19 protein-coding genes are annotated in these 23777 nt (G+C 45.3%); 10 read left to right on the forward strand and 9 right to left on the reverse strand.

Going from position 1 to position 23777, the window contains the following annotated elements:
* Positions 1 to 131 precede the first annotated feature (131 nt).
* A complete protein-coding gene (locus AC438_RS13870) occupies positions 132 to 815 on the forward strand; it encodes a P-loop NTPase family protein (protein WP_053981870.1) in 684 nt (227 codons plus the stop codon).
* A 356-nt stretch (positions 816 to 1171) separates the two neighbouring features.
* Here the strand turns inward: AC438_RS13870 and AC438_RS13875 are convergent, their stop codons facing one another.
* Complete coding sequence (locus AC438_RS13875; RefSeq protein WP_053981871.1) at positions 1172 to 1522, reverse strand: hypothetical protein; 351 nt, start codon at positions 1520 to 1522, stop codon at positions 1172 to 1174.
* 469 nt (positions 1523 to 1991) lie between these two features.
* Here AC438_RS13875 and AC438_RS13880 point away from each other — a divergent pair, with 469 nt between their 5' ends.
* Positions 1992 to 3314, forward strand: a complete 1323-nt coding sequence (locus tag AC438_RS13880) for a DEAD/DEAH box helicase (protein WP_238376403.1) — start codon at positions 1992 to 1994, stop codon at positions 3312 to 3314.
* A 277-nt stretch (positions 3315 to 3591) separates the two neighbouring features.
* Here the strand turns inward: AC438_RS13880 and gdhA are convergent, their stop codons facing one another.
* The 3 genes from gdhA to ald form a co-directional block, all read right to left on the reverse strand.
* A complete protein-coding gene (gene gdhA, locus AC438_RS13885; RefSeq protein ID WP_053981872.1) occupies positions 3592 to 4962 on the reverse strand; it encodes an NADP-specific glutamate dehydrogenase in 1371 nt (456 codons plus the stop codon).
* A gap of 578 nt (positions 4963 to 5540) precedes the next feature.
* Positions 5541 to 6029 (reverse strand): GNAT family N-acetyltransferase, encoded by a 489-nt coding sequence (locus AC438_RS13890; protein ID WP_053981873.1) that lies wholly within the window; start codon positions 6027 to 6029, stop codon positions 5541 to 5543.
* A 579-nt stretch (positions 6030 to 6608) separates the two neighbouring features.
* Positions 6609 to 7727, reverse strand: a complete 1119-nt coding sequence (gene ald, locus AC438_RS13895) for an alanine dehydrogenase (RefSeq protein ID WP_053981874.1) — start codon at positions 7725 to 7727, stop codon at positions 6609 to 6611.
* Between the two features lie 147 nt (positions 7728 to 7874).
* Between ald and lrp the strand changes: the two genes are divergently transcribed.
* The 3 genes from lrp (at position 7875) to AC438_RS13915 (ending at position 12890) form a co-directional block, all read left to right on the forward strand.
* A complete protein-coding gene (gene lrp / locus AC438_RS13900) occupies positions 7875 to 8381 on the forward strand; it encodes a leucine-responsive transcriptional regulator Lrp (protein WP_053981875.1) in 507 nt (168 codons plus the stop codon).
* Between the two features lie 294 nt (positions 8382 to 8675).
* The gene (locus AC438_RS13910; protein WP_053981877.1) at positions 8676 to 10346 is read left to right on the forward strand and encodes a SulP family inorganic anion transporter; all 1671 of its coding nucleotides are present in this window, start codon (positions 8676 to 8678) and stop codon (positions 10344 to 10346) included.
* A gap of 261 nt (positions 10347 to 10607) precedes the next feature.
* On the forward strand, positions 10608 to 12890 hold the full coding sequence (locus AC438_RS13915; RefSeq protein WP_053981878.1) for a cellulase family glycosylhydrolase: 2283 nt from the start codon (positions 10608 to 10610) through the stop codon (positions 12888 to 12890).
* 295 nt (positions 12891 to 13185) lie between these two features.
* On the opposite strand, the gene AC438_RS13920 is transcribed toward AC438_RS13915, so the two are convergent.
* Complete coding sequence (locus AC438_RS13920) at positions 13186 to 14121, reverse strand: ADP-ribosylglycohydrolase family protein (protein ID WP_053981879.1); 936 nt, start codon at positions 14119 to 14121, stop codon at positions 13186 to 13188.
* A gap of 531 nt (positions 14122 to 14652) precedes the next feature.
* Between AC438_RS13920 and AC438_RS13925 the strand changes: the two genes are divergently transcribed.
* Entirely contained in the window at positions 14653 to 14997 is a 345-nt protein-coding gene (locus tag AC438_RS13925; protein WP_053981880.1) for a hypothetical protein, read from the forward strand.
* Positions 14994 to 17702 (forward strand): DUF4955 domain-containing protein, encoded by a 2709-nt coding sequence (locus AC438_RS13930; RefSeq protein ID WP_053981881.1) that lies wholly within the window; start codon positions 14994 to 14996, stop codon positions 17700 to 17702. The genes AC438_RS13925 and AC438_RS13930 overlap by 4 nt, the downstream gene beginning before the upstream one ends.
* 341 nt (positions 17703 to 18043) lie before the next feature.
* Here AC438_RS13930 and AC438_RS13935 read toward each other — a convergent pair whose 3' ends face one another.
* Both AC438_RS13935 and AC438_RS13940 read right to left on the reverse strand, forming a co-directional pair.
* Positions 18044 to 18970 carry a helix-turn-helix domain-containing protein gene (locus AC438_RS13935; RefSeq protein WP_053981882.1) on the reverse strand — a complete coding sequence of 309 codons (927 nt, stop codon included), beginning with the start codon at positions 18968 to 18970 and terminating at the stop codon, positions 18044 to 18046.
* A 6-nt stretch (positions 18971 to 18976) separates the two neighbouring features.
* Entirely contained in the window at positions 18977 to 19828 is an 852-nt protein-coding gene (locus AC438_RS13940) for an SDR family oxidoreductase (protein WP_053981883.1), read from the reverse strand.
* A gap of 611 nt (positions 19829 to 20439) precedes the next feature.
* On the opposite strand from AC438_RS13940, the gene AC438_RS16865 reads away from it, so the two are divergent.
* Positions 20440 to 20616: a hypothetical protein gene (locus AC438_RS16865; RefSeq protein ID WP_156312531.1), complete on the forward strand. Its 177-nt coding sequence runs from the start codon at positions 20440 to 20442 to the stop codon at positions 20614 to 20616.
* Positions 20617 to 20855: 239 nt separating this feature from the next.
* Here the strand turns inward: AC438_RS16865 and AC438_RS17445 are convergent, their stop codons facing one another.
* Positions 20856 to 21023: a chlorhexidine efflux transporter gene (locus tag AC438_RS17445; RefSeq protein ID WP_082354177.1), complete on the reverse strand. Its 168-nt coding sequence runs from the start codon at positions 21021 to 21023 to the stop codon at positions 20856 to 20858.
* 453 nt (positions 21024 to 21476) lie between these two features.
* Between AC438_RS17445 and AC438_RS13950 the strand changes: the two genes are divergently transcribed.
* Together AC438_RS13950 and AC438_RS13955 are read left to right on the forward strand one after the other, a co-directional pair.
* On the forward strand, positions 21477 to 22598 hold the full coding sequence (locus AC438_RS13950; RefSeq protein ID WP_053981884.1) for a beta-ketoacyl-ACP synthase III: 1122 nt from the start codon (positions 21477 to 21479) through the stop codon (positions 22596 to 22598).
* A 225-nt stretch (positions 22599 to 22823) separates the two neighbouring features.
* Positions 22824 to 23255 (forward strand): hypothetical protein, encoded by a 432-nt coding sequence (locus tag AC438_RS13955; protein WP_053981885.1) that lies wholly within the window; start codon positions 22824 to 22826, stop codon positions 23253 to 23255.
* 235 nt (positions 23256 to 23490) lie between these two features.
* Here AC438_RS13955 and AC438_RS16985 read toward each other — a convergent pair.
* A partial coding sequence (locus AC438_RS16985; RefSeq protein ID WP_476638770.1) for a hypothetical protein occupies positions 23491 to 23777 on the reverse strand: 287 nt, incomplete at its 5' end.

The raw sequence follows: 23777 nt of genomic DNA on the forward strand, positions 1-23777 counted from the left end.
TGCAAGTTTACTGCAAGTTGTCGTCCCTGCAAGTTGCCAATTATCCGCGTACTAAGCCTACATTAAGGAACTAATAGATATATGCCCGCTCAGATTGGTTCAATTTAGTAAGCTTCGGAGGGCAAGGGCAAATGAAATATTGTGACACTACTCATTCACCCCGAGTCTTGATAATCTCGGCGCTGGCAGCGACGCTTTTTATACTTATGCTTTGTGATTACATAGCCTTTCTGGATATAGCTGATCAGGACAAAGAAGCGGTTACCAGCCTTAAGATTAAAATTATTAGCGCTGATCCGCATCTAAAGCAAGCTGCATCCTCCACCGTTGCAACGACAAGTGAACAGCAGATTTTGTCAGATATTGATTCCTCTTTGACTGTGGGTAATGCTGGCAAAAAAAACGTTGGGAATAGCGATTTGATTAATACGTCAACCCCCAATATTACCCAATCAAAGACTGAGGTGGAAATATCTAAAAAGGAAGTCAACACACAGAGAGGTGATGGTGCTACGATATTTGATCCAAGGTTAAGGGAAAAATTGAATGACTTGAAGTCAAAACCCAATAAGCTAAATATATCATCTCACATTGAAACTTATGAGCAACCTGATGGCGAGGTAGAGATACGGGTTGGTAATCGCTGTTTTTCCTTGCGAGATGACGAAAGTAGCCCTACTGGTAAGCAGTGGTCTTTACCAAAAAGGTGCCACAATTCTATCGATGTGTCTGATCAAATGGCTCTAGGTTTAAAAGCTGCTATGCGCGCAAAGTTCGGTTCGCATTCTTCTCAGCCAAAATACAACTCACGATAGTAGGTCGTTCTTCCTTTCTTGGATTCATATTCATGCGTCATTCTTAAGTAATGATTCTGATTTTTCGGCGTCTTTTCGTGTCATAATAACTGGGACAGGCACTCTTTTTAGACACTCTTTTTAAGTCATCCTAGTTATTTGTCTTATCTTTTTATCACGAAAACTTACAGGGGCAACTCAAATCATTAATCAACCACTTAATAACATCAAATAAAAACCAAAAAAAAGCAGCTAAGGCCCACACCCTAGCTGCTTTTTGTACCTCTATATTTCACAGTATTAACATCGATAAACACTATTCATAAAATACAATCGTTTATAATCAATAATGTAAACTCAAACCAATCACGCTAACGCTATGCGGTTTCTTTCATTATTTTAGTGAATTTTTTGGCAATAATGACCATCACTACAACGGTCAGGCGCACTAGCACCTCTTGCTTGGCCTCTTCACTTTTTGCGCCATCGCTGCTGACTATAGGCAGCTGCTCGGCAATGATGTTTTTAACAACCCCAAAACGGTCGCTGGTTTCGCGGGTTAGGCGCGGTACAATTTTAATCACCGCAGCCATTACAGCATCGTAATTATCTTGGCCTAATTGCGCTAAAATCTTTTGTGCATGGCGCTCTAGGGTTTTAATTTTCATGTCTTTAAGGGCCGCGCTCACGGCTTTTTCGTCGGCCGTTAAAATTTCACGTGTTTTCATAGTCTTAGCTCATATTACAATAGCCGCAATTTTATCATGCTTGCTCTGCGCCTGCTCTGCGCTTGGCAAACCTTTGCTTGTAGCGCACAAGCCAAACCAGCCCACGCGGCCCCCAGAGCCAGATTGGTTTCCCTCAATACTCTCCTCAATATTCACCTCAGTACCCTCAACATCAGCCTAACACTCGCAATTCACCATCAGTAATTTACGATCAATCGGCCACAAGCGCTACATTCCCTTTAGAAAGCCTAATTAAAGTGTGATTGACTAGGGTTCAAATAGCCAAAACAGCTCAAGCCCTGCTTTAACCATGTGTTTTAACTAGGCATCTAAGCCCGCTTAATGATTATTCCGATCGCTAGGCTGCACGCAACCAGGCGAACAGCGCTATAATGCGGACAATATTTCCGTGGCTATGCGCCCTTTGCAGTTATGCAGCGCCTATGCAGCCCCAATACAGGTAAACACCGTGTCCAGCATTCAAGATTTACAGCTCAACCCCCGCCTTCACCGCGCCCTAGACAAAATGGGCTTTAATGAGCCAACCGAAGTACAAGCCAAAGCCATACCCCACGCCTTACAAGGCAAAGATTTAATGGTATCGGCCAAAACCGGTGGCGGTAAAACAGCCGCCTTTTTATTACCCATGCTCGAGCTGCTACTACAACAAGATAAGCCACGCAGCAGTACTCGCGGCCTTATTTTATTGCCTACCCGCGAGCTTGCCTTACAAACCCAAAAGGCCTTTGAAGATATGGCCGCCTACACCCATTTAACCTGCGGGTTAATTATGGGTGGCGAAGCCTATAAACACCAAGTGGCCAAAATACGCCGCAATCCCGAAGTGATTATTGCCACGCCGGGCCGCCTTGTCGAGCATATCGAAAAAGGCAATATGGACTTTAACGACCTCGAGTTTTTAGTATTAGATGAAGCCGACCGCATGCTAGATATGGGCTTTACCGAGGATATGCACACCATTGCCAGCCAGTGCCCACCAGAGCGCCAAACACTCTTGTTTTCGGCAACGTTGCGCCACTTAGGTATCAACGAGGTCAGCAAGCACCTTAAAGACCCTTTGCGCTTAGAAGTCGATGCTATTGCCCATGGTCATAGCAATATTACACAAGAGCGTATTTTTGTTGATGACGACAAACACAAAGCGAATGTGGTTGCGCAATTAATTAAAGAAGAAGCCGCAAACCGCGTCATGATTTTTTGTAAAACACGCGAACAGTGCGAGCGCTTAAGCCATGTGCTTAATTACAAAAAATTAAAGTCGGGCTTTATTCATGGTGAATTACCCCAAAGCCAACGCAAGCAAATTCTTAACCAGTTTCGCGATGACAAACTACAAGTCATTGTCGCTACCGATGTGGCCGCACGCGGGCTAGATATTAAAGATGTTGAGTTAGTGGTTAACTTTACCGTGGCGCATTCAGGTGACGATCACGTTCACCGTATTGGCCGTACCGGCCGTCAAGACAAAACAGGCAAGGCGGTTACACTAATTAACAAACTAGACTTTAACTTAATGTCTAGCATTGAGCGCTATTTAAAAATTCGCTTAACTACCCGTAAATTACAAGGCATTGAGTCAAACTATACTGGCCCTAAAAAGCTCAAATCAAGCGGCAAAGCCGTAGGCCCAAAAAAACCAAAAAGCACAAGAACCAAAGCCGGTAAAAAAGTTGCCGCCGCCAAAAAAATCAAAAATAAAGCAGCACCCGAGCGCAAAGCCGCCATAAGCACATCCGGTGATGGCAGCGCACCACTAAAGCGTAAAAGCTAGGGGTTTAGTTAAAGCCGTAAATAGCTTAAAGGCTTACTAATGTACTAATTATTGATAAGTAATAAGCAGTTTACACATCAAAAATAACCTCCGGCTTTTGGCCCGAGGTTATTTTTTTACCTGTCACTTTATTACTGAGCCAACAACTTGCAATTAAAGCGCATATTATTGACACCAAGCACTAAAATCTACAGTACTAAAACCCTCCATAGCACTAAAATCCATAGTACTAAAATCCATAGCACTAAAATCCATAGTACTAAAATCTATAGCACTGCTACATTACACCATATGCAAGCATGGCATCAGCTACTTTAATAAAGCCCGCAATATTAGCGCCTTTAACATAGTTCATATAGCCGTCTTCTTCCCCGTAAGTGGCACACTGTTTATGGATGTCTACCATAATACCTTGCAAGCGCTGCTCTAGCTCTTTAGCAGACCAAGCAAGGCGCATGCTGTTTTGTGTCATCTCTAACCCCGAAACAGCAACACCGCCGGCGTTGGCAGCTTTGCCTGGGCCAAAAATTAACTGCGCTTGCTGAAATACTCTAATCGCTTGCGCAGAACACGGCATATTGGCCCCTTCAGAAACCGCCTTACAGCCATTTGCCACGAGTACTTTAGCATCGGCTTCATCCAGCTCATTTTGCGTAGCGCAAGGAAAGGCCAAATCACAAGGAATACCCCAAGGGCGTTCACCTTCATGGTATTCACAGCCATAAGCTGCTGCATATTCCGACAAGCGCCCATGCTGTACGGTTTTAAGTTTGATTAAATATGCGAGCTTATCTTCATCAATACCGTTCTTATCATAAATAAACCCGGATGAATCGGATAAGGTCACAACTTTACCGCCCAGCTGAGTAATTTTTTGGCAACAATATAGCGCCACATTACCCGAGCCCGAAACCACACATACCTTACCGTTAATAGAGTCTGAGTGATGACGCAGCATTTCTTCCATAAAGTAAGCATTGCCATAACCGGTCGCCTCTGTACGCACTAAGCTACCGCCAAACGCGAGCGCTTTACCGGTTAGTACGCCGGTAAATTCATGCTGTAATCGCTTGTATTGCCCAAACATAAAGCTGATTTCTCTGGCGCCTACACCAATATCGCCGGCAGGCACATCAGTATTGGGCCCAATGTGGTAAGACAACTCGGTCATAAAGGCTTGGCAAAAACGCATAATTTCTCGCTCAGACTTACCCTTAGGGTTAAAGTCAGAGCCCCCCTTACCGGCACCCATAGGCAGTGTGGTTAAACTGTTTTTAAAGGTTTGCTCAAAGCCCAAAAATTTTAAAATACTCAAGTTAACCGAAGGGTGAAAGCGTAGTCCTCCTTTATAAGGGCCAATCGAGTTATTAAACTGTACCCGGTAGCCTCTGTTAATTCGAATATGGCCCTCGTCATCTTCCCAAACCACCCTAAAAATAATAGTTCTATCAGGCTCGGTCATGCGCTGAATAATGCCAGCCTTTTGATATTTAGGGTTTTCCAAAATAAAAGGAATAACAGATTCGGCCACCTCGTAAACCGCTTGATGAAACTCGGGCTCATCAGGATTTCTTTTTTTAAGGCCCGCCATAAAATGATCGAGCGATAAGTTGTTGTATGAGTTTTCATCGTGGTTGTCGTTCGGCATATCATCACCTTAAAAAGGGCTGTAATCGCGTAAAATTATTATTGTATATGAGTACTTATGACTATTAGTTAACGTATCGCCTTGCTATCTCACAGCATGTAAAGCGAATACTTAATTTAACATGGAAAACGTCAACTTAAAATTAGCACTCTGTATTTAGAGCATGCTATATACGGCGAAAATAAAGCGCTTTCTAAGTCCGTATATTTCATCGAATTATGACACAAGAAAAAACACTGCGCCGCATTAGTCTTATCATGCAAGCCTAAGTTCACGCTTACGTGAATAGGTTTTTTGTATAATCGTTACACACAGCACATAAACAAAAAAGTACACTTGATACGCCCAAAAAAATAAAAACAAAAAAGAGCAAGCTCAATACAATCCTCAAGCCTAGCAATCGTTTCACCCTGTAATCTTTTGATAGCCTTTCAAAGATTCAATAAAATATATTTGTGTCTTCACGAGAGAGTATTGGCCGCAATGGGGAAACAAAGACAACAGATCAACTGGCGGTCGCCGCGACCGTTGCATGAGCCCACAATAATTAAGAGCATGGATATAGTGGAATATGTGATTTATAGCATAGCCTGCCAGCAACCCACATCAATCCAGCGGTCAAATTTACGCCCTACCTCGGTAAAGTGCGCGACTTTAGTAAACCCTAAAGCCTCATGAAATTTAACACTGGCTTCATTGGGCAGTGCTATACGCGCTACCACTGCATGAAAACCACCCCCAGCCAATAAAGCCAAAATCTGCCGATACAAAGCCGAACCATAACCTTTACCCCCTTCTAAATAATGCAGGTAAACAGTAACTTCTACCGTATACTGGTAGGCCGAACGCTCAGTCCAAGGGGCGCCGTAAGCATACCCCACAACATCGCCGCTATCGTTTTCAAGTACCAGCCAGGGGTATTTTGAGCAGTAACTTTTTATGCGCTGTAAAATACACTTTTTTGTGAGTAACTCTTCCTCAAAAGTAATTACCGTATTTTTAATATAATAATTATAAATATCACAAATAACAGGCGCGTCATTTGGCGTACAGGGGCGAATATTCATACTTAACCGATCTGCGTGTAAATCATTGTAAAAATCTAAATAACTAGCACCTAGAACCTAGCACCTAAATACCTAGAACCCAAAACATAACTCAATAGAACCTCAATAAACAGTCACTACTCTAGCGCTTGTTAAGAAAACGCAGCTTAAAGCACTTAATTATACGACTATTTATCAGCGGCGGTTTATGAGCTCTTGTTTATGCATGCTCATTGATGAACACTCGTTAATAAGCTTTGATTGATAGGCTTCAATACACTGCTGATGCAAAAAAGCGATACCCAACGAAATACGCCCAAATACCATCAGTATTTGGGCGTATGAATTGGTAAGCCAATTTACAGCAGGCCTAAGGGGCGAGGCAATAATAGTTTGTCCAATGAGATGTAGCGTTCTGTTTTCTCGGCAAGGCGCTCAAAGGGGCGCATGCCGGGGCATGTAACGCTTTGAGCAACGCATCGGGGCAGGAGCCCCTTTTAGACATTGCAGGAGCATAATGTCGAGCAGAGGAAGCGAAAACAAGTATTATTGGATAATATATTTTTCCTCGCCCCTAAGCCCTCTGTGTATTAGTACAAGTTACGCACTAAGCGCATCTAATGGGTTAACCGCGGTAAAGCCCAATGCATCGGCAACGCTTTGATTGGTGACTTGGCCATTCATCACATTCAAGCCGTTTAACAAGTGAACATCATCAAGTAAGGCTTGCTTGTAGCCTTGGTTGGCTAAACGCACAATAAACGGTAACGTCACGTTGTTAAGTGCAAATGTTGAGGTGCGTGGTACAGCCCCTGGCATATTGGCCACACAATAATGCACAACCTCATCAACAATATATGTTGGTTCGTCATGGGTAGTGGCTTTTGAGGTCGCAACGCAACCTCCTTGGTCAATCGCGACATCTACAATAGCCGAGCCTGGCTTCATATTTTTAATATGCTCTTTAGTCACCAATTTAGGCGCTGCAGCACCGGCAACCAAAACACCACCAACAACTAAATCAGCCGCTAATACTTCTTGCTCCAAGGCATCAACGGTCGAGTATACCGCTTTCACTGCACCATTAAACTGTGCATTCACTCGGCGCAGTACATCAACACTACGGTCGAGTACGGTGACGTCAGCACCCAAGCCTACCGCCATTTGCGCCGCATTGGTGCCTACCATACCGCCACCAATAATAACGACTTTTGCTGGGGCAACACCGGGTACGCCACCGAGCAACATGCCACGGCCACCGCACGACTTTTCTAGCGCGCGCGCACCAGCTTGTATCGCCATGCGACCGGCCACTTCAGACATAGGTGCCAATAATGGTAAACCACCACGGGCATCGGTTACGGTTTCGTAAGCAATACATACCGCTTTTGATTTGATCAAGTCTTGTGTTTGAGCTAGGTCTGGGGCTAAGTGCAAGTAGGTGAACAATATTTGCCCTTCTCGCAACATGGCACGCTCAACCGCTTGCGGCTCTTTTACCTTAACAATCATATCGGCTTGCGCAAAAACTTCGGCTGCGGTAGCCAATACTGTAGCGCCAGCAGCTAGGTAGTCGTCATCGGTAAAGCCAATACCTATGCCTGCATTTGTTTCAACTAACACAATATGTGCGTGGCCAACCAGCTCTCGTACACTTGCCGGTGTCATGCCAACGCGATACTCATGGTTTTTTATCTCTTTGGGAATACCAATAATCATGATGATTTACTCTTATGTCAGGTTGTAGGCGTCTAATAAAACAGGCGCAAAGTATAATGTGTGCCATACAGAATTAATTTTTGTTTTATCAGGCCTTAACAGTGCATAATTCGGTTTTAATTTTTAAAAAGAGTTTTTAAAACTGCTATGTACTCTTTGAATAAAAGTATCAAAGCGCTAGACCGCATCGACCGAAAGATCCTACTAGAGCTACAAGCTAATGGTCGGCTCACGAATATTGAACTGGCCAAGCGTATCGGCCTAAGCGCCACTCCCTGCTTAGAGCGCGTGCGCAAACTCGAAGCCGAGAAGGTCATTTTAGGTTATACCGCACAGGTCGACCCTCAAAAAGTCGGCGCTGCTTTATTGGTATTTGTCGAGATTACACTCAGTAAAACCTCGCCCGAGGACTTTGACGAATTTAGCCAAGCAGTACAAAAACGCGAGGAAATCCAAGAGTGTCACCTTATATCGGGTAGCTTTGACTTTTTGCTCAAAACCCGCGTGGCCAATATGGCCGCCTACCGCGAGCTATTAGGCGAAACACTACTGCGCCTACCCAGCGTCAAAGAAAGTCGCACGTATGTGGTCATGGAAGAGGTCAAACAAACGACCTTTATTGCTGTCAACCCACCACCCAATGACCCTAGCTAAGACCTAGATAAGCCCCTTGATATCGACAAGGTCAATGCAGATGTCAACATGCTGATTGTTTTAGCAATAAGGTTGTTTATAATCGGGCCAAATTTAGGGCCTACCACCGCCCTACCACTATTTTTATACTGTACTGCGTACTGTATTTCCACTGTAGCCATACGTGCCGCTAAAGGCCTTACCCTAATCGCTCATAGCGACAGCAAAGCCTTTAGCTCAGTGCTTGTATTTGGCTCGGTTTTAGTACTTGAGCGAACAGCGCGTGATAGGCGATAAGCCACAGAGGTTTCACTTGTGACTAAAAAACGTTTCGATAATGTTTATCTCAAAGGCGATATCTTTGGCGGTGTAACCACCGCGATTATTTCCTTGCCTTTGGCTTTAGCCTTTGGCGTCGCCTCTGGCGCAGGGGCTGAAGCGGGGCTTTGGGGCGCTATTATGGTAGGCTTTTTTGCTGCTATTTTTGGTGGCTCAAGCACGCTAATATCGGAACCCACTGGCCCAATGACGGTGATTATGACCGCCGTACTCACCAGCATGATGGCCAAATACCCCGAAACCGGAATGGCTATGACCTTCACGGTGGTGATGATGGCCGGTGCTTTTCAAATTTTACTCGGCACACTCAAGCTCGGCAAGTACGTGACACTCATGCCTTATAGTGTTATTTCAGGATTTATGTCGGGCATCGGAGTAATTTTAATTATTTTACAATTATCCCCGCTACTAGGTCACTCGGCACCGCCAGGTGGCGTGTTGGGTACATTATCGTCACTCCCTACTACTTTATCTAACATTCACTGGAGCGAGCTATTTTTAGGGGCGCTTACCTTAGCTGTCTTATTTTTCTTTCCTAAGCAATACCGCAAATATGTACCGGCTCAGTTAGTCGCACTGGTGGCGGTTACTTTGCTGTCTATCTTAGTGTTTGATACCGACAGCATTCGCCGCATTGGCGAGATTCCTGCTGGGCTGCCCTCGTTAGTGATGCCGCATTTTAATGCCGAAATATTCACCTCTATGGTGATCGACGCTTTGGTCCTCGGCACGCTCGGCTGTATTGATACTCTGCTCACTGCCGTTATTGGCGACTCGCTCACCCGCAAGGAGCACGACTCCGATAAAGAGCTTCGCGGCCAAGGTATTGCCAATATGATCTCGGGGTTATTTGGCGCACTGCCTGGCGCCGGCGCCACTATGGGCACCGTCACTAATATTCAAGTGGGTGCACGCTCGCCGGTTTCGGGCATCGTGCGCGCGATTGTTTTAGCCTTGGTTGTGCTGGTAGCGGGCGGCTTAACCGAGCCCATTCCTATGGCGGTACTAGCGGGCATTGCCGTTTACGTGGGCTTTAATATTTTAGACTGGAGCTTTATACAACGCGCGCACAAGGTCAGCCTTCAAGGCATGGCTATTATGTACGGCGTTATGCTACTTACAGTATTTGTCGACTTAATTGCCGCGGTAGGCTTAGGGGTTTTTATCTCTAATATTATTATTATCGAAAAGCTCAGCCGCGAGCAGGCCCGCAAAGTAAAAGCCATTAGCGACTCCGATAACAACGGTGTACCCCTCACCCCGAATGAGCGAGCTATTTTAGATCAAGCCTGCGGTCAGGTTTTGTTTTTTTACCTCTCGGGCCCTATGATATTTAGCGTTTCAAAGGCTATTTCGCGCCAACATTCAAGTATTTCTGATTACCAAGTCATGATTCTCGATTTATCCGATGTCCCCATGATTGATGTCACCGTAGGCTTAGCCTTAGAGAACGCCATTAAAGATGCGCAAGATGTACAGTGCGAAGTCCTATTACTATGCCCCAATGCGCGCACCCGACAGCAACTCGAGAAGTTCCATATCTTAGATCTTATCGCCACCGAGCATAATTACACGACACGAGAGCAAGCCCTAGAGGCAGCACTTACCCACATTAACAGTGCATCCAGCCCCTTAGCGGCCACATAAGCGTTAATGCACATGCAATTATTATTATTTAAATAATTAAAGTATGATGCGCCAATACCTTTGACTCAAAAATACCGCTAATTGGCACACAAAAGCGGTAACAATAAAAACCTCAAAGATGCGCCTAATCACATTAAGTCCAAGCGGCCCTGCGTTAGCCTAAAAATAATGTAACTATTCAGCCGAACCCAAAACAACGGCGGACAGCGCTAGGGGCTTATTGACCACTCTATTTTGTCACACTTACTTTTGGGGATTGTTATGTTGCGATTAAAGCCGCAAACGCTCAACGCGCCAAGCCGGTTATTATTAAGCACCGCAGGGTCTAGCACCACAGCCAAAGGCCTTAAGGCCTTTGCTTTAGCCTCTTCGGTCTTGGTATTAAGTGCTTGCGTAGGTAAAAACACACCCGACTCTAACGTCGGTAGCTCATCCAATATGTCGTCACAGCAGTCATCGATGGTGGCATCATCTTCGACGGCTAGCTCGTCGGTGGTGGCTTCTAGTACCCCAATATCAAGCGCGCCCGTATCATCGACACCTGTGCAATCTTCTAGCGCACAAAGCAGTAGTGCGGGGCCTTTTCAAACGCTACGCATTCAAGCGCAAGACTATAATCGCGACGAATTTAACGAAAGCACACCCGATGTACGTGAAGGCATGGCAAGTGGAGTGTGTGCTGCAGGCGGCAATGAGCTAATCGACCTAGAAAACGTCACCGACCAAAACGGTGTGTGCGCTATCGCCTATACCGAAGCTGGCGAATACGTGCAGTACACACTCAATATTCCCGCTGGCAATTACGATATTGCCTTGCGTAATGCTTCAGATATTGGCTCTAGCGCCACCCAAAATGTGAGTATTAATGGGGCAAGCTTAGGCAACGTACAAACCGTTGCACAGGGCTGGAGCAACGCATACGGTACATCGGTACTTTACAATGTGGCGATTAATAGCGGCGAGCAAATCTTGCGCATCACCTTTGAGGGTGCAGCCTCTAACCTGAATTACATTGAAATTAGCGAGTCCAATGGCACCCCAGCATCCAGCAGCGCCGCCAACTCTAGCGCCCCCAGCGGCACAGGCGCCAGCCTAGGCGATACCGTAGACGACATCAGCTTTAACCCTGCCAAATCAAAAGGCGTCAAACGCTACGGCAACCCCGAGTTTTACTTGGGCGGCTTTGAGGCGGGTAACTATGCCTGTTTCGATAATATTAATTTAACTGGCGTTAAAAGCCTTGATTTACGTTATGGCCGCCTGCACGACTCCATCGGCCAAGTCGCCGTTTACTTAGGCAGCGGCGATATTCTAGAAGACCCTAATGCGCTTAACCCCGAGCAAGGCACTAATCTCGGCGAGTTCCGCACCACCACCACCGGCGCTTACGAAAACTTTGACAACGTAACATTCCGCCTTAATCAAGCCGTAGAGGGCGAGCAAACCTTGTGCTTTCGCGCAGTTTTTGGCGGCGGCGTTATGAACCTCGATAGCTTTACCTTAAGCGCCGATGACACCGGCCAAAACATCACACCCACTAACTACACATTTAGCGCCCCTACAGCCCCTACAACATTACCGGCGATTACGGTAAAAGATGGCCAAGTTTTGTACGGCGGTGAAGTGAAAAGTATTGCTGGCATTAGTTTATTTTGGAGCAATTTTGGCTGGGGCGGCTCAGGTTATTACAATGCCGGCGCTATCAAGTCCATCAAAGAAAACTGGAATGCTAAGTTAGTACGTGTCGCCTTTGGTACCGACGATTTTGGTAGCTACATGGATGACTTTTGGAGTCATCGCCTTAAATTGTTTGAAGTTGTTAATGCCGCGATCGAAAACGATATGTATGTAATTATTGACTGGCACGCTCACAAAATTAATCGCGATAGCAGTAATCCAGCGCTCAACCCCGAAGCCTTTTTTAAAGAAATGGCCACTAAATACGGTAGCTACACCAATGTGATCTACGAAATATTTAACGAGCCCTTAGAAGAAAGCTGGGACACCAGTATTAAGCCTTATGCCGAGAATGTGATTAAAGATATTCGCGCCATAGATCCCGATAATTTAATTATTGTAGGTACCCGCACTTGGTCGCAACGTGTTGACGAAGCTGCCCGCAATCAAATTGCCGGCGTTAATATTGCCTACACCTTGCACTTTTACGCCGCCACGCATCGTTTAAATCAATTTAAAGCTTACATCGATGTGGCCAAGCAGCAAAAAGCCGCTATCTTTGTGACCGAGTGGGGCACTGTAGAGGCCGCGGGTACAGGCAACCCCGATAACGCCGAAAGCCTAGCTTGGATGGACTATTTACACGCTAATCATATTAGCCACGCTAACTGGGCCTTGGTCGATAACCAAACCAAAGAGCGTATCAATCCTTCAAGCGATAAGCACGGTTCATCAATTTTAAACTTGGGTAGCGACTTTAATGGTAACTGGAGCACCGGCGACCTAACCCCCTCTGGCGAACTCGTTATGGACATTCTGCAAAACTGGGATAACTGGGACGCCTGGAACAAGTCACCTTATCAGTAGCGTGCGCAATCTATAATATTATTAATTGCGCGCTAGAGTTAAAAATAATGTAACTATTCAGAGGTCCGGAAATCGGGCGCTAATGAATCATTGACTGGGCCGCTCAAGCCATCCATGGTCGTTATATAAGCGCTCCCGGCGCTTAAATACCCAGAAAATAATCCATCAGCACCTTGTTGAGAGATTTTTTTGGGTTCGGCTGAATAGTTACAAAATAATAATTACCTGTGATACACCGAAAGTTTAAAAAAGCGTGCCACTCTAGAGGTGCCACCCACACTCTCTATTCAAGGTTTTATAAGGCAGGATGCGGATTAGCGCTGCAGGGTAGGGCTTGCCGCGCACTACACTTCATGCAGTTGAGTGCTAAAGCCTCGATATCTTGCGCCATAACCAATTTATCGCGCCAATGCTGAGGAATACCGGAGAGGCCATAGTAGGCACCTGATATTTGCCCGCAAATGGCCGCTGTGGTATCGGCATCGTTACCGATATTTGCTGCAAGCAAAATACTCTCTTCAAAGGTAGCGCCATTCATAAAACACCAAAGCGCTGATTTCAAAGACTCAATCACGTAACCACTGCCCGTTATTTGCGAGTAATTGAGCGACATAAAATCAGCGCTGGCAATCGCCTGAACGTTTTCACAGCTGGGTTGATATGTGCTTTTTTCAAAGATATCTGCTTTACTTTTTGCAGTAAACGCATGAAAAATAAGGCTAGCCAATAACTTAGCGCTATCAATACACTCTGGCGAGCCATGGGTTGTTCTGGCGCTTTCACCGGCATAGTGAAGACAGCGATCATAATGATTGTGATAAAAAATAGGAATGGGAGCTAACCTCATAATGGCACCATTACCCGACGAGCGCTCATCGGTCGAGCCGCTAAAAGGCTGCTGAGTATCAAGATACTTAAGTAAAGCATTCGATACCGTTAAGCCAATATCAAAGCACCTGCCATTGCTGCTCATATAACCCCACTGAAACCAATGGCAATAACGCTCCATCTGATCGCTAGGGTTAAACCCTTTGTGAGACAGTAAACTATGCGCAAGACATAAAGCCATGGATGTATCATCCGTCCACTGCCCAGCTTGCAGCTTGAAGGGTCCACCACCAACCATATCCGTTAGTGGTTCAAACGAGCCTCGCACTTGAAACTCTAAAGTCGTGCCTACTGCGTCACCACAGGCCAACCCCACGAGCGCCCCTTTTACTTTATCGTCCATTTAAACTCCATTCATAATACTAATTATCACAGTCACTATGCAGAGGTATCGAAATGGGATACAGACAAATCATTATCTGGGCTACTCAAGCCATCTATGGGCGCTATATCAGCGCTTGCGGTACTTAAATACCCAGAAAATAGTCATCCGTACCCTATCCGGTAAGATTTTCAGCTTAGCTGGATAGTTACTGTTTATTCGGCTTTTTACTCAGTACTTAAAGCACGATAACCCCGTCCCATTAATAACATAACGACCACAAACACAATACCTTTTTGCGCTAGACTCTTTTTTTGCTTAAGGGGTGATTAACTACACCGTAACATCATCCACATAGGAAAAATTACATTGGGTGAAAAACACCCTAAATACAATAAAACCTTAAAAGTACCCACCACTTCGCGTCCCATAAGAGGAAGTGCGATATCGGTACAAGTGCATTTGTGCTTGCATTCACATTTCGCTTTACCGGCATACCCTCCTTGAGGGGAATACAGTAGTCTTACCCCATAAAATACAGAGGATACTGAAATGATCAAAACATATAATGCGTTCTCACATGCGCCCATTTCCGCGCGCAGCCGGTCGCTTATTCGCTGCCTTTTGGCTGCGCTATTGATCACCGGCTGCTCGGGGCAAAATCAATCTAACTCAAGCACCACTGTGCCCGCTTCGAGCGCACCGGCCTCTAGCCAACCAGTTGCATCGTCATCTAGCCAAGCAAGCTCGGCGGCACCAGTGGTTGATACTTTTGGCCTTACAGTCAACGCTATTAGTATTAAGCAAGTGCAAACTAACACCCCCATTACCGTGAATACTGCACCGCTCAATAACGCGTCTCTTGAATTAGTCCGTAAAACAGGAGGCGCGCAATGAGCCCTACTCAACAAAAACCTGCCCTCAAAGCGCAAAAGCCACTGGTCACCGCTTTCATTTCAGTGGCTGCGATGGTCGCCGCGAGCGTCTTTGCGGGCCCCAGCTTTGCCGCTACCACCCCCGTATGGGATGCCTTTGTTAAAGCCAAAGCCGAAGGCAAGCGCTTACCCCTACCCGACTTTTCTTATGCGGGATATAAAAAAAGCGAAAAAGCCATACCAACACCTAATTGGAAAGTGTTTAACGTCACCAATTACGGGGCAACTCCAAATGATAATACCGATGATTTAGCCGCTGTAAACCGCGCCATTGCCGCCGCTAAAGACGAACCCGGTGGCGGCATTGTATTTTTCCCTAAAGGCCGCTATTTACTCAGCGAGAAAACAGGCGTTAAACAATCGCTGATCAACGTCACCACCAGCAACCTTATTTTGCGCGGTGAAGGCGATGGCCCCAACGGTACCGAGCTATTTTTTAAAGAACACCTAGACTCAAAAACGCCTGCACTTAAATACTCGACTCCTGCCATGCTTAGCTTTAGCGGCAGTAACTCCTCCTTTTTGGGCTCAAACAAAACCGAAGTCAAAACCAGCGCTAAAATGGGTGATTTTAAAGTTGAGGTTAAAAATGCTAGCGCATTTAGGACTGGTAGTTATGTGTACTTTAACCAAAAAGACCCCAGCGCAGCTCACGCCAATGCATTGCCGCCCTACGAGGTAGAAAGCAACTGGAGCAAATTTAAAACCGGCGAATTTAGACGTGAGCTCCACCAAGTCAAATCAGTATCGGGCAATACGCTAACACTCGAAGCCCCGCTGGCGATGGATATCGACGCTAAGTACAAATGGGAAGTCCGCCTGATGACGCTAGGCACTCATTTTGGCCTAGAAGATATGACCTTGCGCGGCAACTGGAAAGACAATTTTCATCACCACAAAAATATTGTGCACGATAGTGGCTGGACTGCGATTAGCTTAAGTAAATATGCCGATTCTTGGGTAAAAAATGTACGCCTTATCGACTGGAACAGCACACTCAATATTGGTACCAGTATTTTTATGAGTGCGTTGAATGTCACAGTTGGTGGCACCCGTGGTCACAGCGGTATTCATGTCACCAACAGCTACGGCATCTTGGTGAGCCACAGTGATGATATTGGCGAAAAAGGCCAGTTCCACGCTCAAGGTGTGAGTGCATTTTCGGCGAATATTGTGTTCCATCGCTTATCGTGGCCACAAGATACCACACTAGATGCGCACGCCTCGTTCCCTCACGCTACATTATTTGACCGCGTTGATGGCGGTTTTAGTGGGACCACTGGCGGCAATGGCGGCGCTGACGCCTCGCAACCCAACCACCTCGAAGACCTGGTTTTTTGGAACTTCAAAGACCTGGGCAAAAACTCTGGTGTAACCCACGACTGGTGGCGCACTAACAGTAAATATCACCGTTTTTACCTGCCTAAAATGGTGGGCTGGCATGGCGCATTAGCGAACTTCCTAGATGGCCAATTAGGGCTCAATGAATCTTACGGTACCAAGGTCGAACCCGAGTCACTTTATGAGGCGCAATTAGCATTGCGCTTAGGCCAACTACCTGCGTGGCTCAAAGAAGTCAACGGTGATAGCGCAAGCCCAACACCGAATGTAAAACCCACTGTAAGCTTCACAGCACCTACCGCCGAGGTTATCCAAGAAGGCCAAACATTACTCACGCAGGTCAATGCCGCCGATACCGATGGCACCCTTACCAAAGTGAGCTTGTGGGTTAACGATACCTTAGTGAGCAACCTCAGCGCATCACCTTACCAATGGGGCAATGCCGCCAATAAAGATGCGCCCTTAAAAAATGTTAAGGCCGGTTATTACTTGCTTAAAGCACAAGCAACCGATAACAACAGCGCCACCGCCGAAGCCACCAAGTCCATCGTCGTCACTAAAACGCACAACTTACCGACACTCATCGAGGCCGAAACCTATGCCGCTGCGCAAGGTGTACAAATAGAGCCCACCAAAGATGCCACAGGCGCTTTTAATGTTGGCTGGCTTAACAGTGATGATGTAATGGAGTACAGCGTCGATGTTGCTCAAGCAGGCACCTATACATTAAGCGTGCGCTACGCTTCAGCGGCAGCGGCTAACAAAAATGCTGCACTACAGTTTGAGCTTGGCAACGCGGTACTCGGCGAGCTAGCACTAGCGGCCACCGGCGGCTGGCAAAACTGGGAGTCAAAAGCGCTAGATATCGAGCTAGCCCAAGGCAAAAATACATTGTTTGTACGCGCCAAAGGCGGCACCGGTTACTTAGCTAATTTAAACTATTTTAATATCACGCAAAAAAGTACACCACCGCCAACCCCTAAACCACTACCCGCGGTCACCGTACAAAATCAAGCGCTCAGTACCACGCGCTTTAATGAAGGTAGTAGTCAGCAAGTCGTGATGGCATTTAGTATAAAAGCAGATCGCGACGGCGCACAAATAACAGCGCTCAGCTTACAAGGCAGCGGTAATATTCATGAAGTGGACGATATAAGTGCCATTACTATTGCGCATGATAAAAACAATAACGGGATCATCGACAGCAACGAAGCTGTAGGCCAAGGGCAATACGCGCAAAATAACGGTACTGTGAATATCACCTTTAGCGCACCACTTAATGTGACAACAGCACCTATAACCTTATTGGTAGGCTATCACTTTTAATCAACTCAACGCGAACAGCGTTATTAGCCATAATCGCAACCCATCGTCACAATAATCGCGATATTTAGCCCAGCATGGATGCTCGAGGCTAAATAGCGCATCAGCATAGTGAGTGTCATATTCTGGTATTTGCGCTAGAGTAGTGTTACCTTTTACTTTTAGAGCGCTCGGTCAACATCCTGCCTGGCGCTCTTTTTTTAGCAGGCACAAACAAAAATAAAATACTTTTTAGTCAAACCCAAATTTGCAATAAGCATTATTATTTGCGCTACCCTCTAATAAATATGCACTTTTAGCTACTTCAGCGGGCCACATCACAATCAACCGCGACTAAGCTTGCACTAATACCTAAAGTGCATCGCCTCACGAAACTGCTTAGGCGTTTGTCCTGTTTTACTTTTAAATAGACGAGTAAAATAATTAGCGCTGTCGTAGCCAAGCTGATACGCGATCTGGCTAATATTTTGGTTGCTCGCCAATAGTAAACTTTTGGCTTTATCGATTAAATAATTTTGAATGCACATTTTAGCGCCTTGGCCTGTCTCGGCTTTTAGCGCATCCGTTAAATAGCGCGGCGACACCTGCATTTGGCTACAAAGCTGCTGCAGATCAGGTAATACCATATAATGGATATGCTGCATATAATGTGCATCTAACAAACCCACTAAGCGACTATACCAATCACCATGTAGCTCACTGCGTTGGGTAAACTGACGTCGATAAAAGCGATGACAGTAATGCATTAATGCTGTGATTTGCGATAAAATAATATCCCGACTCGCTGTGTCATAGCCGCTTTGTAGTTCGTGCTCTAACGTATTAAAAAGCTGCTGCAGTATCGTTTGCTCGGCTATTGAAACATGCAAAGCCTCGTTGACCTGATAATGAAAAAAACCACATGTATTCAATAACGCCTCAAGCGGGTGGCCACGCACGTAATCGGGGTGCAACATTAAGGTGCATGCCTCACCTTCAATTGTGACATCATAACTCGACACCACTTGCCCAGGAGCCATCGCCATTAAAGTGCCCGTTTGGCAATCATACTCCGTACGCCCATAAAGCAGCTGCCCTTTGACCACCCGCTTTAACGCCAGATAATAAAAGCCACCCGATAATTGTGCCCCTTTAACAAAGCTCGAGCGGCGAGTCGCCAATTGAGCAGCTGTTAATCGAGTGGTTGCGACCAGTGGATGGCTTGGCGCTGCAAGCCCTGCCGCCGCACAATAATCATTAATGTGCTCGAAGTAAAAGACCGTGTCGCTCACACTCAGTTATCCAAATGTTTGTTGTACTATCGCTAATTGTTTCAAACCGTCGATATCAGCCTGTGTTTTTAAGGTGGTAAACTGTTCTGCCCAAGTAGATGTACGTATGCGTAGCGGTAAGTGCTTTTTTAACGCTGTTGCAACTACCACCTGCGCCACTTGCTCGGGAGTCTGGTATAAATCACCTCGCTCAAAGCCTGCCCCGCTAGCCAAAAATGCATCAAATACCGGCTTGTATTCATCATTGGGCATTTCACCCTTTGACTGCAATTGGGTCAGGACGTTACTCGCAAATTCCGTAACAATACCACCGGGCTCGATACAACAAAATTGAACACCAAAATTTGGCGTAATATAACTGGCCAATGCTTCGGTATAGCCTTCTACGGCAAATTTTGCAGCGCAGTATATATCGCTAAATGGCTGACCCACTAACCCACCCACAGAGCCAATGTTAATAATCTTGCCCTGTTTGGCGCGACGCATATACGGTAAAACGGCCTTCGTACAGCGAACAACACCATGAAAATTAACATCTACTACCCAATGTACTTCTTCCTCTGTCGTATGCTCTGTCGTCCGAACACACCCAGCACCCGCATTATTTATCAATAAATCTATTTGGCCGTGTTTCGCCATGATGTGCTCAACACTTTGTGTGATGGTCTCATTATTCTGGACATCTAACTCTAAGAGATTTAAAGAAACACCAGCCTTTTTAGCTGCGCCTAATAGCGCCTGCGATTTGGCGATATTACGCATCGTTGCATACACCTCATAACCTTGTTGCGCCAATTGCACGCTTAATGCAATACCTAAGCCTGTCGATGTACCAGTTACCAGTGCCACTGATTTCATTTTCTGCTCCTATCTAATGTATCGCAATATCCTAAAAGAAATACACCATAATTACGCCATACAAAAATGCCTAAAAACAGCACAAAACTCCCTGTTAACCAGGTTGATAATCAAGAATTGGGGGGGAGGGGGGGTATAATAAGCAAGCACACACGTCAGGCTAATCATAAAGCCTAAAAAAGCAACGCCATATAAGTGCGCAGCCCTGAATGCAAAGTCGTTGTATATAAAATAAGACTATACAAACTCCACGAAGCTCTATATATTAATCAACAGCAAAAAATAAGCCTATTATTTACATTCTACACTTCGCCGTTTTATTCGTAATTCCTCGTTCTGCAGTTTCTAATTTCCAGTCTATATTTTAAGCCAACTATGCCTTAAGGCACCTCAATAGATTTCAGCACACCGCTTATCGCGTTACTGTTGCATTCATCGATCGACCATCATTTAACGTGTATGGCGCCATGAATCCATAATGCTTTACGCTCCATCATGAGTCTTTATTATGACTCGCAATGGCACTGACGGTATTTTATTTTTTACGAAAAGTATCGTATTAATCGCTGAGATCCCTATAACAATGAAAAAAAATAACGATAGAATTAATTATGACTAACATATCTCACTACGTACAATCTTTATCAAGCTACAAGCTAGGCTGCATTCTTCGCCCAGCACTCGATCAAGAAACCTCCATCCCTATGACCTTACTGCAAGGCATTACTGCCGAGCTAAAAGCACGCAATAGCTACGAGAGAGAAGTCGGACGACGCTCACCTCACTAACCCAAAAGCGCCTAACACTAGCGGTGCCTCATAACCCCGCCCATGCTTTTTTGTAGCCTGAATAATAGTGAGCTTAACTTTTCATCTTTAAAGCTCACTACACCTACTTTTATCACCTACTTTATCACCTACAGTCAAGCGTGTAACTGCACCGAGCAATGATATATTCGCGCTAACTTGGCGCCCTTACGACACCCTTCAACCACCACAAGATCTTGGCAGCACCGATACAAATAACTTTAATTTTTACAGCACCATTTTTTATAGGGCTGATATGTATCGTACAGCCAATTAAAAATAAAAGTATAAATTAAAATAAACACCAAAAAACCTAACTCTAAAAATATAGCCTCGCGCCATGTGATCGCTAAATACCATGCCAGTGCAGGCAATGTGATAACAATCATGCCCAATCAAAAAACTATAGCATGAAGACGACGCACGCATGTGCAAGCGTTAATCTTGCAGCATCAGTGATTAAAAAGTTCTATTTCTGGGTTAAAGAAAAGCACACCTAGCGAGCTTAAAATTGCATTAGACAAGGGGATACCTTTTAAAAAAATAGCCGCTATCACTCATCAATTACAGCTAGCCTTCCCGCAAATGCCTTTAGAATTTTTAAGCGCATCCAGCCTTGATATTATTGACCTATTAAAAAGTGAACCGCCTTTAACAGGTATTATTTTTAGTGCATTAACACTCGACACATCTTAAATGATCATAAAATAGGCTTTTTGCTTTATATTAAGCGTATATTCATAAGAGCACAGATGCCATCTACCATCACGCAAAAATAGACTAATAAATATAAGTGCGAGATAATATGATCAAATAACGTCAAAGCTGATGGGTAATAGGTCATGAATAAAGTAATTATTAGCGGTGTAGGCTTGTGGGTACCGCCTTATACCGTGTCCAATGAAGAGCTAGTCGGTAGCTACAACGCATGGGCAGAGCAATATAATCAAGATAACGCAGAACACATTGAAGCCGGAAACTTAGCGGCTAAGCCTTATTCTAGCGCTGAATTTATTGAAAAAGCCTCGGGCATTAAAAGTCGCTACGTTTACAGTAAAGAAGGCATACTCGACATAAACCGTATGCGCCCTAAGCTAGCCTCTCGCACCGAAGACGAGCTTTCTCATCAAGCGCAAATGGCTGTTGCCGCAGCCAAAAAGGCTTTGCAAGCGGCCAATAAAACCCCCGCTGATATTGACATGGTTATTGTTGCCTGCGCCTATACTGAACGCTCTTACCCTGCTATTGCTATTGAAGTGCAAGCCGAATTAGGCATTAAAGGCTTTGGCTTTGATATGCTGGTTGCCTGCTCGGCGGCGACTTTTGGCTTGCAGCGCGCTTATGATTCTCTGCGCTCAGGTAGCGCTAAATGTGCGCTAATTATCAACCCCGAATTAACCTCACCGCAGGTTAATTTCACCGATCGCGATTCACACTTTATTTTTGGTGATGTTGCAACCGCTATTGTAATGGAAAATGAATCCAGCTGGGATTCCGCTCACGGTTTTGAGGTTATGGGCACGCGCTGTATTACCTCGTATTCAAATAATATTCGCTCTAATTTTGGCTACACCTCTCGCGTTACCGATGAAGACCCTTATGCCAACGATAAGCTGTTTCACCAAAACGGCCGTAAAGTTTTTAAAGATGTATGCCCTATGGCGGCACAACACATTGAAGATCATTTAAACGATCTTAATGTAGAAGTTGAAGAGCTAAGACGCTGGTGGTTACACCAAGCTAACATTAATATGAATTTATTGATTAGCAAGCGCTTATTAGGCCGTGATGCGACCTTGGATGAAGCCCCTATTGTACTTGACACCTTTGCAAATACCGCGTCGGCAGGCTCGATTATTGCATTTGCCAAGCATCATGAAGATTTACAAAAAGATGATATCGGTGTGATTTGCTCATTTGGTGCCGGCTATTCGATAGGTAGCCTAGTTTTAAAGAAGTGCTAAATGCCTACCAAATTATGAGTGCAAAGCATAGAATCAACACCAATAACCTCAGGCTAATACCCTGAGGTTATTTTTTATGGCTAATGTATTTATGAGCCACCCTTTAAAACACCACTGACATAAAGCGCGATACATAATACAAAAACCTATACGCTTTAACGCTTCTTCAAATACGCCTCAATCCACCTCTAGCGGGCTTTATTTTTAGCCACAAGGCAACCAACAATGATGAATACTAAAATTTATAAATCTGTGCACACGCTTGCCGGTGAATTAATGACAGCAGCGCACAAAGAGGATCAAGAAACTTTTGACTCGCTGTATGCGGTATTAAAGTCTATTTGCCTTAATAACGAAGACACCGATAAAGACCACCCAGTACAGTGGGAAACGCTCGCCGACTTTACCGAAGACCTAGAGGCGGCCATTGTTATTTATCAAAAAGCTTTAGCCAAAGCGACAGCCATTAATTCAAAAGATTTTATGTCATCTATTTGCTACGCTATGGCCACCTTACAGCTAGAGCTAGGGCAGCATGATGCGGCCGTTGAAAACCTCAAAAGCGCAAAAATAAGTGCGAATAAAATCGAGGACAAAGCGCTTAAAAAAGAAATCGCCGAGCTCCTCGAGACACTAGAACCTACGCAAAATAGTTAGGCGCCTAAATAACTAAAGCTTAAAATGCCGTAACTATTCAGCCGAACCAAAAAAACCTCTCAACAGGGTGCTGATGGGTTATTTTCTGGGCATTTAAGCGCCGGGAGCGCTTATATAGCGACCATGGATGGCTTGAGCGGCCCAGTCAATGATTCATTAGCGCCCGATTTCCGGACCTCTGAATAGTTACAAAATGCCTAACCCACACATATGCGTAGATAGCCGGTAGGCTTGGTTATGCGGCCCTTTGTGGGGCCGCTTTAGGCCACATGATCAAACCAACAGCTACCAGCGAGCAAGCCAGCTGCATAATAGTGATTGATAAAAGGCTTTCGGGCAAAAGCGTCGACAACGCCGACAAACACCCCGACAGGCCAAATTGCATAGCTCCCATCACAGCCGCAGCCGTCGCGCCATTCGCGGCAAAATAATCCATATAACACGCATGGCAATTAGGCGATGTAACGCCAATCATACCCACCGTCATAATTAATGCCGGCGCATAAAAAAAGATCGATAAAT

The sequence above is a fragment of the Marinagarivorans algicola genome, assembly GCF_001292705.1.
Taxonomy (GTDB): domain Bacteria; phylum Pseudomonadota; class Gammaproteobacteria; order Pseudomonadales; family Cellvibrionaceae; genus Marinagarivorans; species Marinagarivorans algicola.

Bases quoted from the DNA above. Each gene is read 5' to 3' on its own strand.
- ald (WP_053981874.1), bottom strand. From the start codon at position 7,727: ATGATTATTGGTATTCCCAAAGAGATAAAAAACCATGAGTATCGCGTT.
- AC438_RS13915 (WP_053981878.1), top strand. From the start codon at position 10,608: ATGTTGCGATTAAAGCCGCAAACGCTCAACGCGCCAAGCCGGTTATTA.
- AC438_RS13940 (WP_053981883.1), bottom strand. From the start codon at position 19,828: ATGAAATCAGTGGCACTGGTAACTGGTACATCGACAGGCTTAGGTATT.
- gdhA (WP_053981872.1), bottom strand. From the start codon at position 4,962: ATGCCGAACGACAACCACGATGAAAACTCATACAACAACTTATCGCTC.
- AC438_RS13950 (WP_053981884.1), top strand. From the start codon at position 21,477: ATGAATAAAGTAATTATTAGCGGTGTAGGCTTGTGGGTACCGCCTTAT.
- AC438_RS16865 (WP_156312531.1), top strand. From the start codon at position 20,440: ATGACTAACATATCTCACTACGTACAATCTTTATCAAGCTACAAGCTA.
- AC438_RS17445 (WP_082354177.1), bottom strand. From the start codon at position 21,023: ATGATTGTTATCACATTGCCTGCACTGGCATGGTATTTAGCGATCACA.
- AC438_RS13930 (WP_053981881.1), top strand. From the start codon at position 14,994: ATGAGCCCTACTCAACAAAAACCTGCCCTCAAAGCGCAAAAGCCACTG.
- AC438_RS13920 (WP_053981879.1), bottom strand. From the start codon at position 14,121: ATGGACGATAAAGTAAAAGGGGCGCTCGTGGGGTTGGCCTGTGGTGAC.
- AC438_RS13955 (WP_053981885.1), top strand. From the start codon at position 22,824: ATGATGAATACTAAAATTTATAAATCTGTGCACACGCTTGCCGGTGAA.
- lrp (WP_053981875.1), top strand. From the start codon at position 7,875: ATGTACTCTTTGAATAAAAGTATCAAAGCGCTAGACCGCATCGACCGA.
- AC438_RS13875 (WP_053981871.1), bottom strand. From the start codon at position 1,522: ATGAAAACACGTGAAATTTTAACGGCCGACGAAAAAGCCGTGAGCGCG.
- AC438_RS13890 (WP_053981873.1), bottom strand. From the start codon at position 6,029: ATGAATATTCGCCCCTGTACGCCAAATGACGCGCCTGTTATTTGTGAT.
- AC438_RS13925 (WP_053981880.1), top strand. From the start codon at position 14,653: ATGATCAAAACATATAATGCGTTCTCACATGCGCCCATTTCCGCGCGC.
- AC438_RS13870 (WP_053981870.1), top strand. From the start codon at position 132: ATGAAATATTGTGACACTACTCATTCACCCCGAGTCTTGATAATCTCG.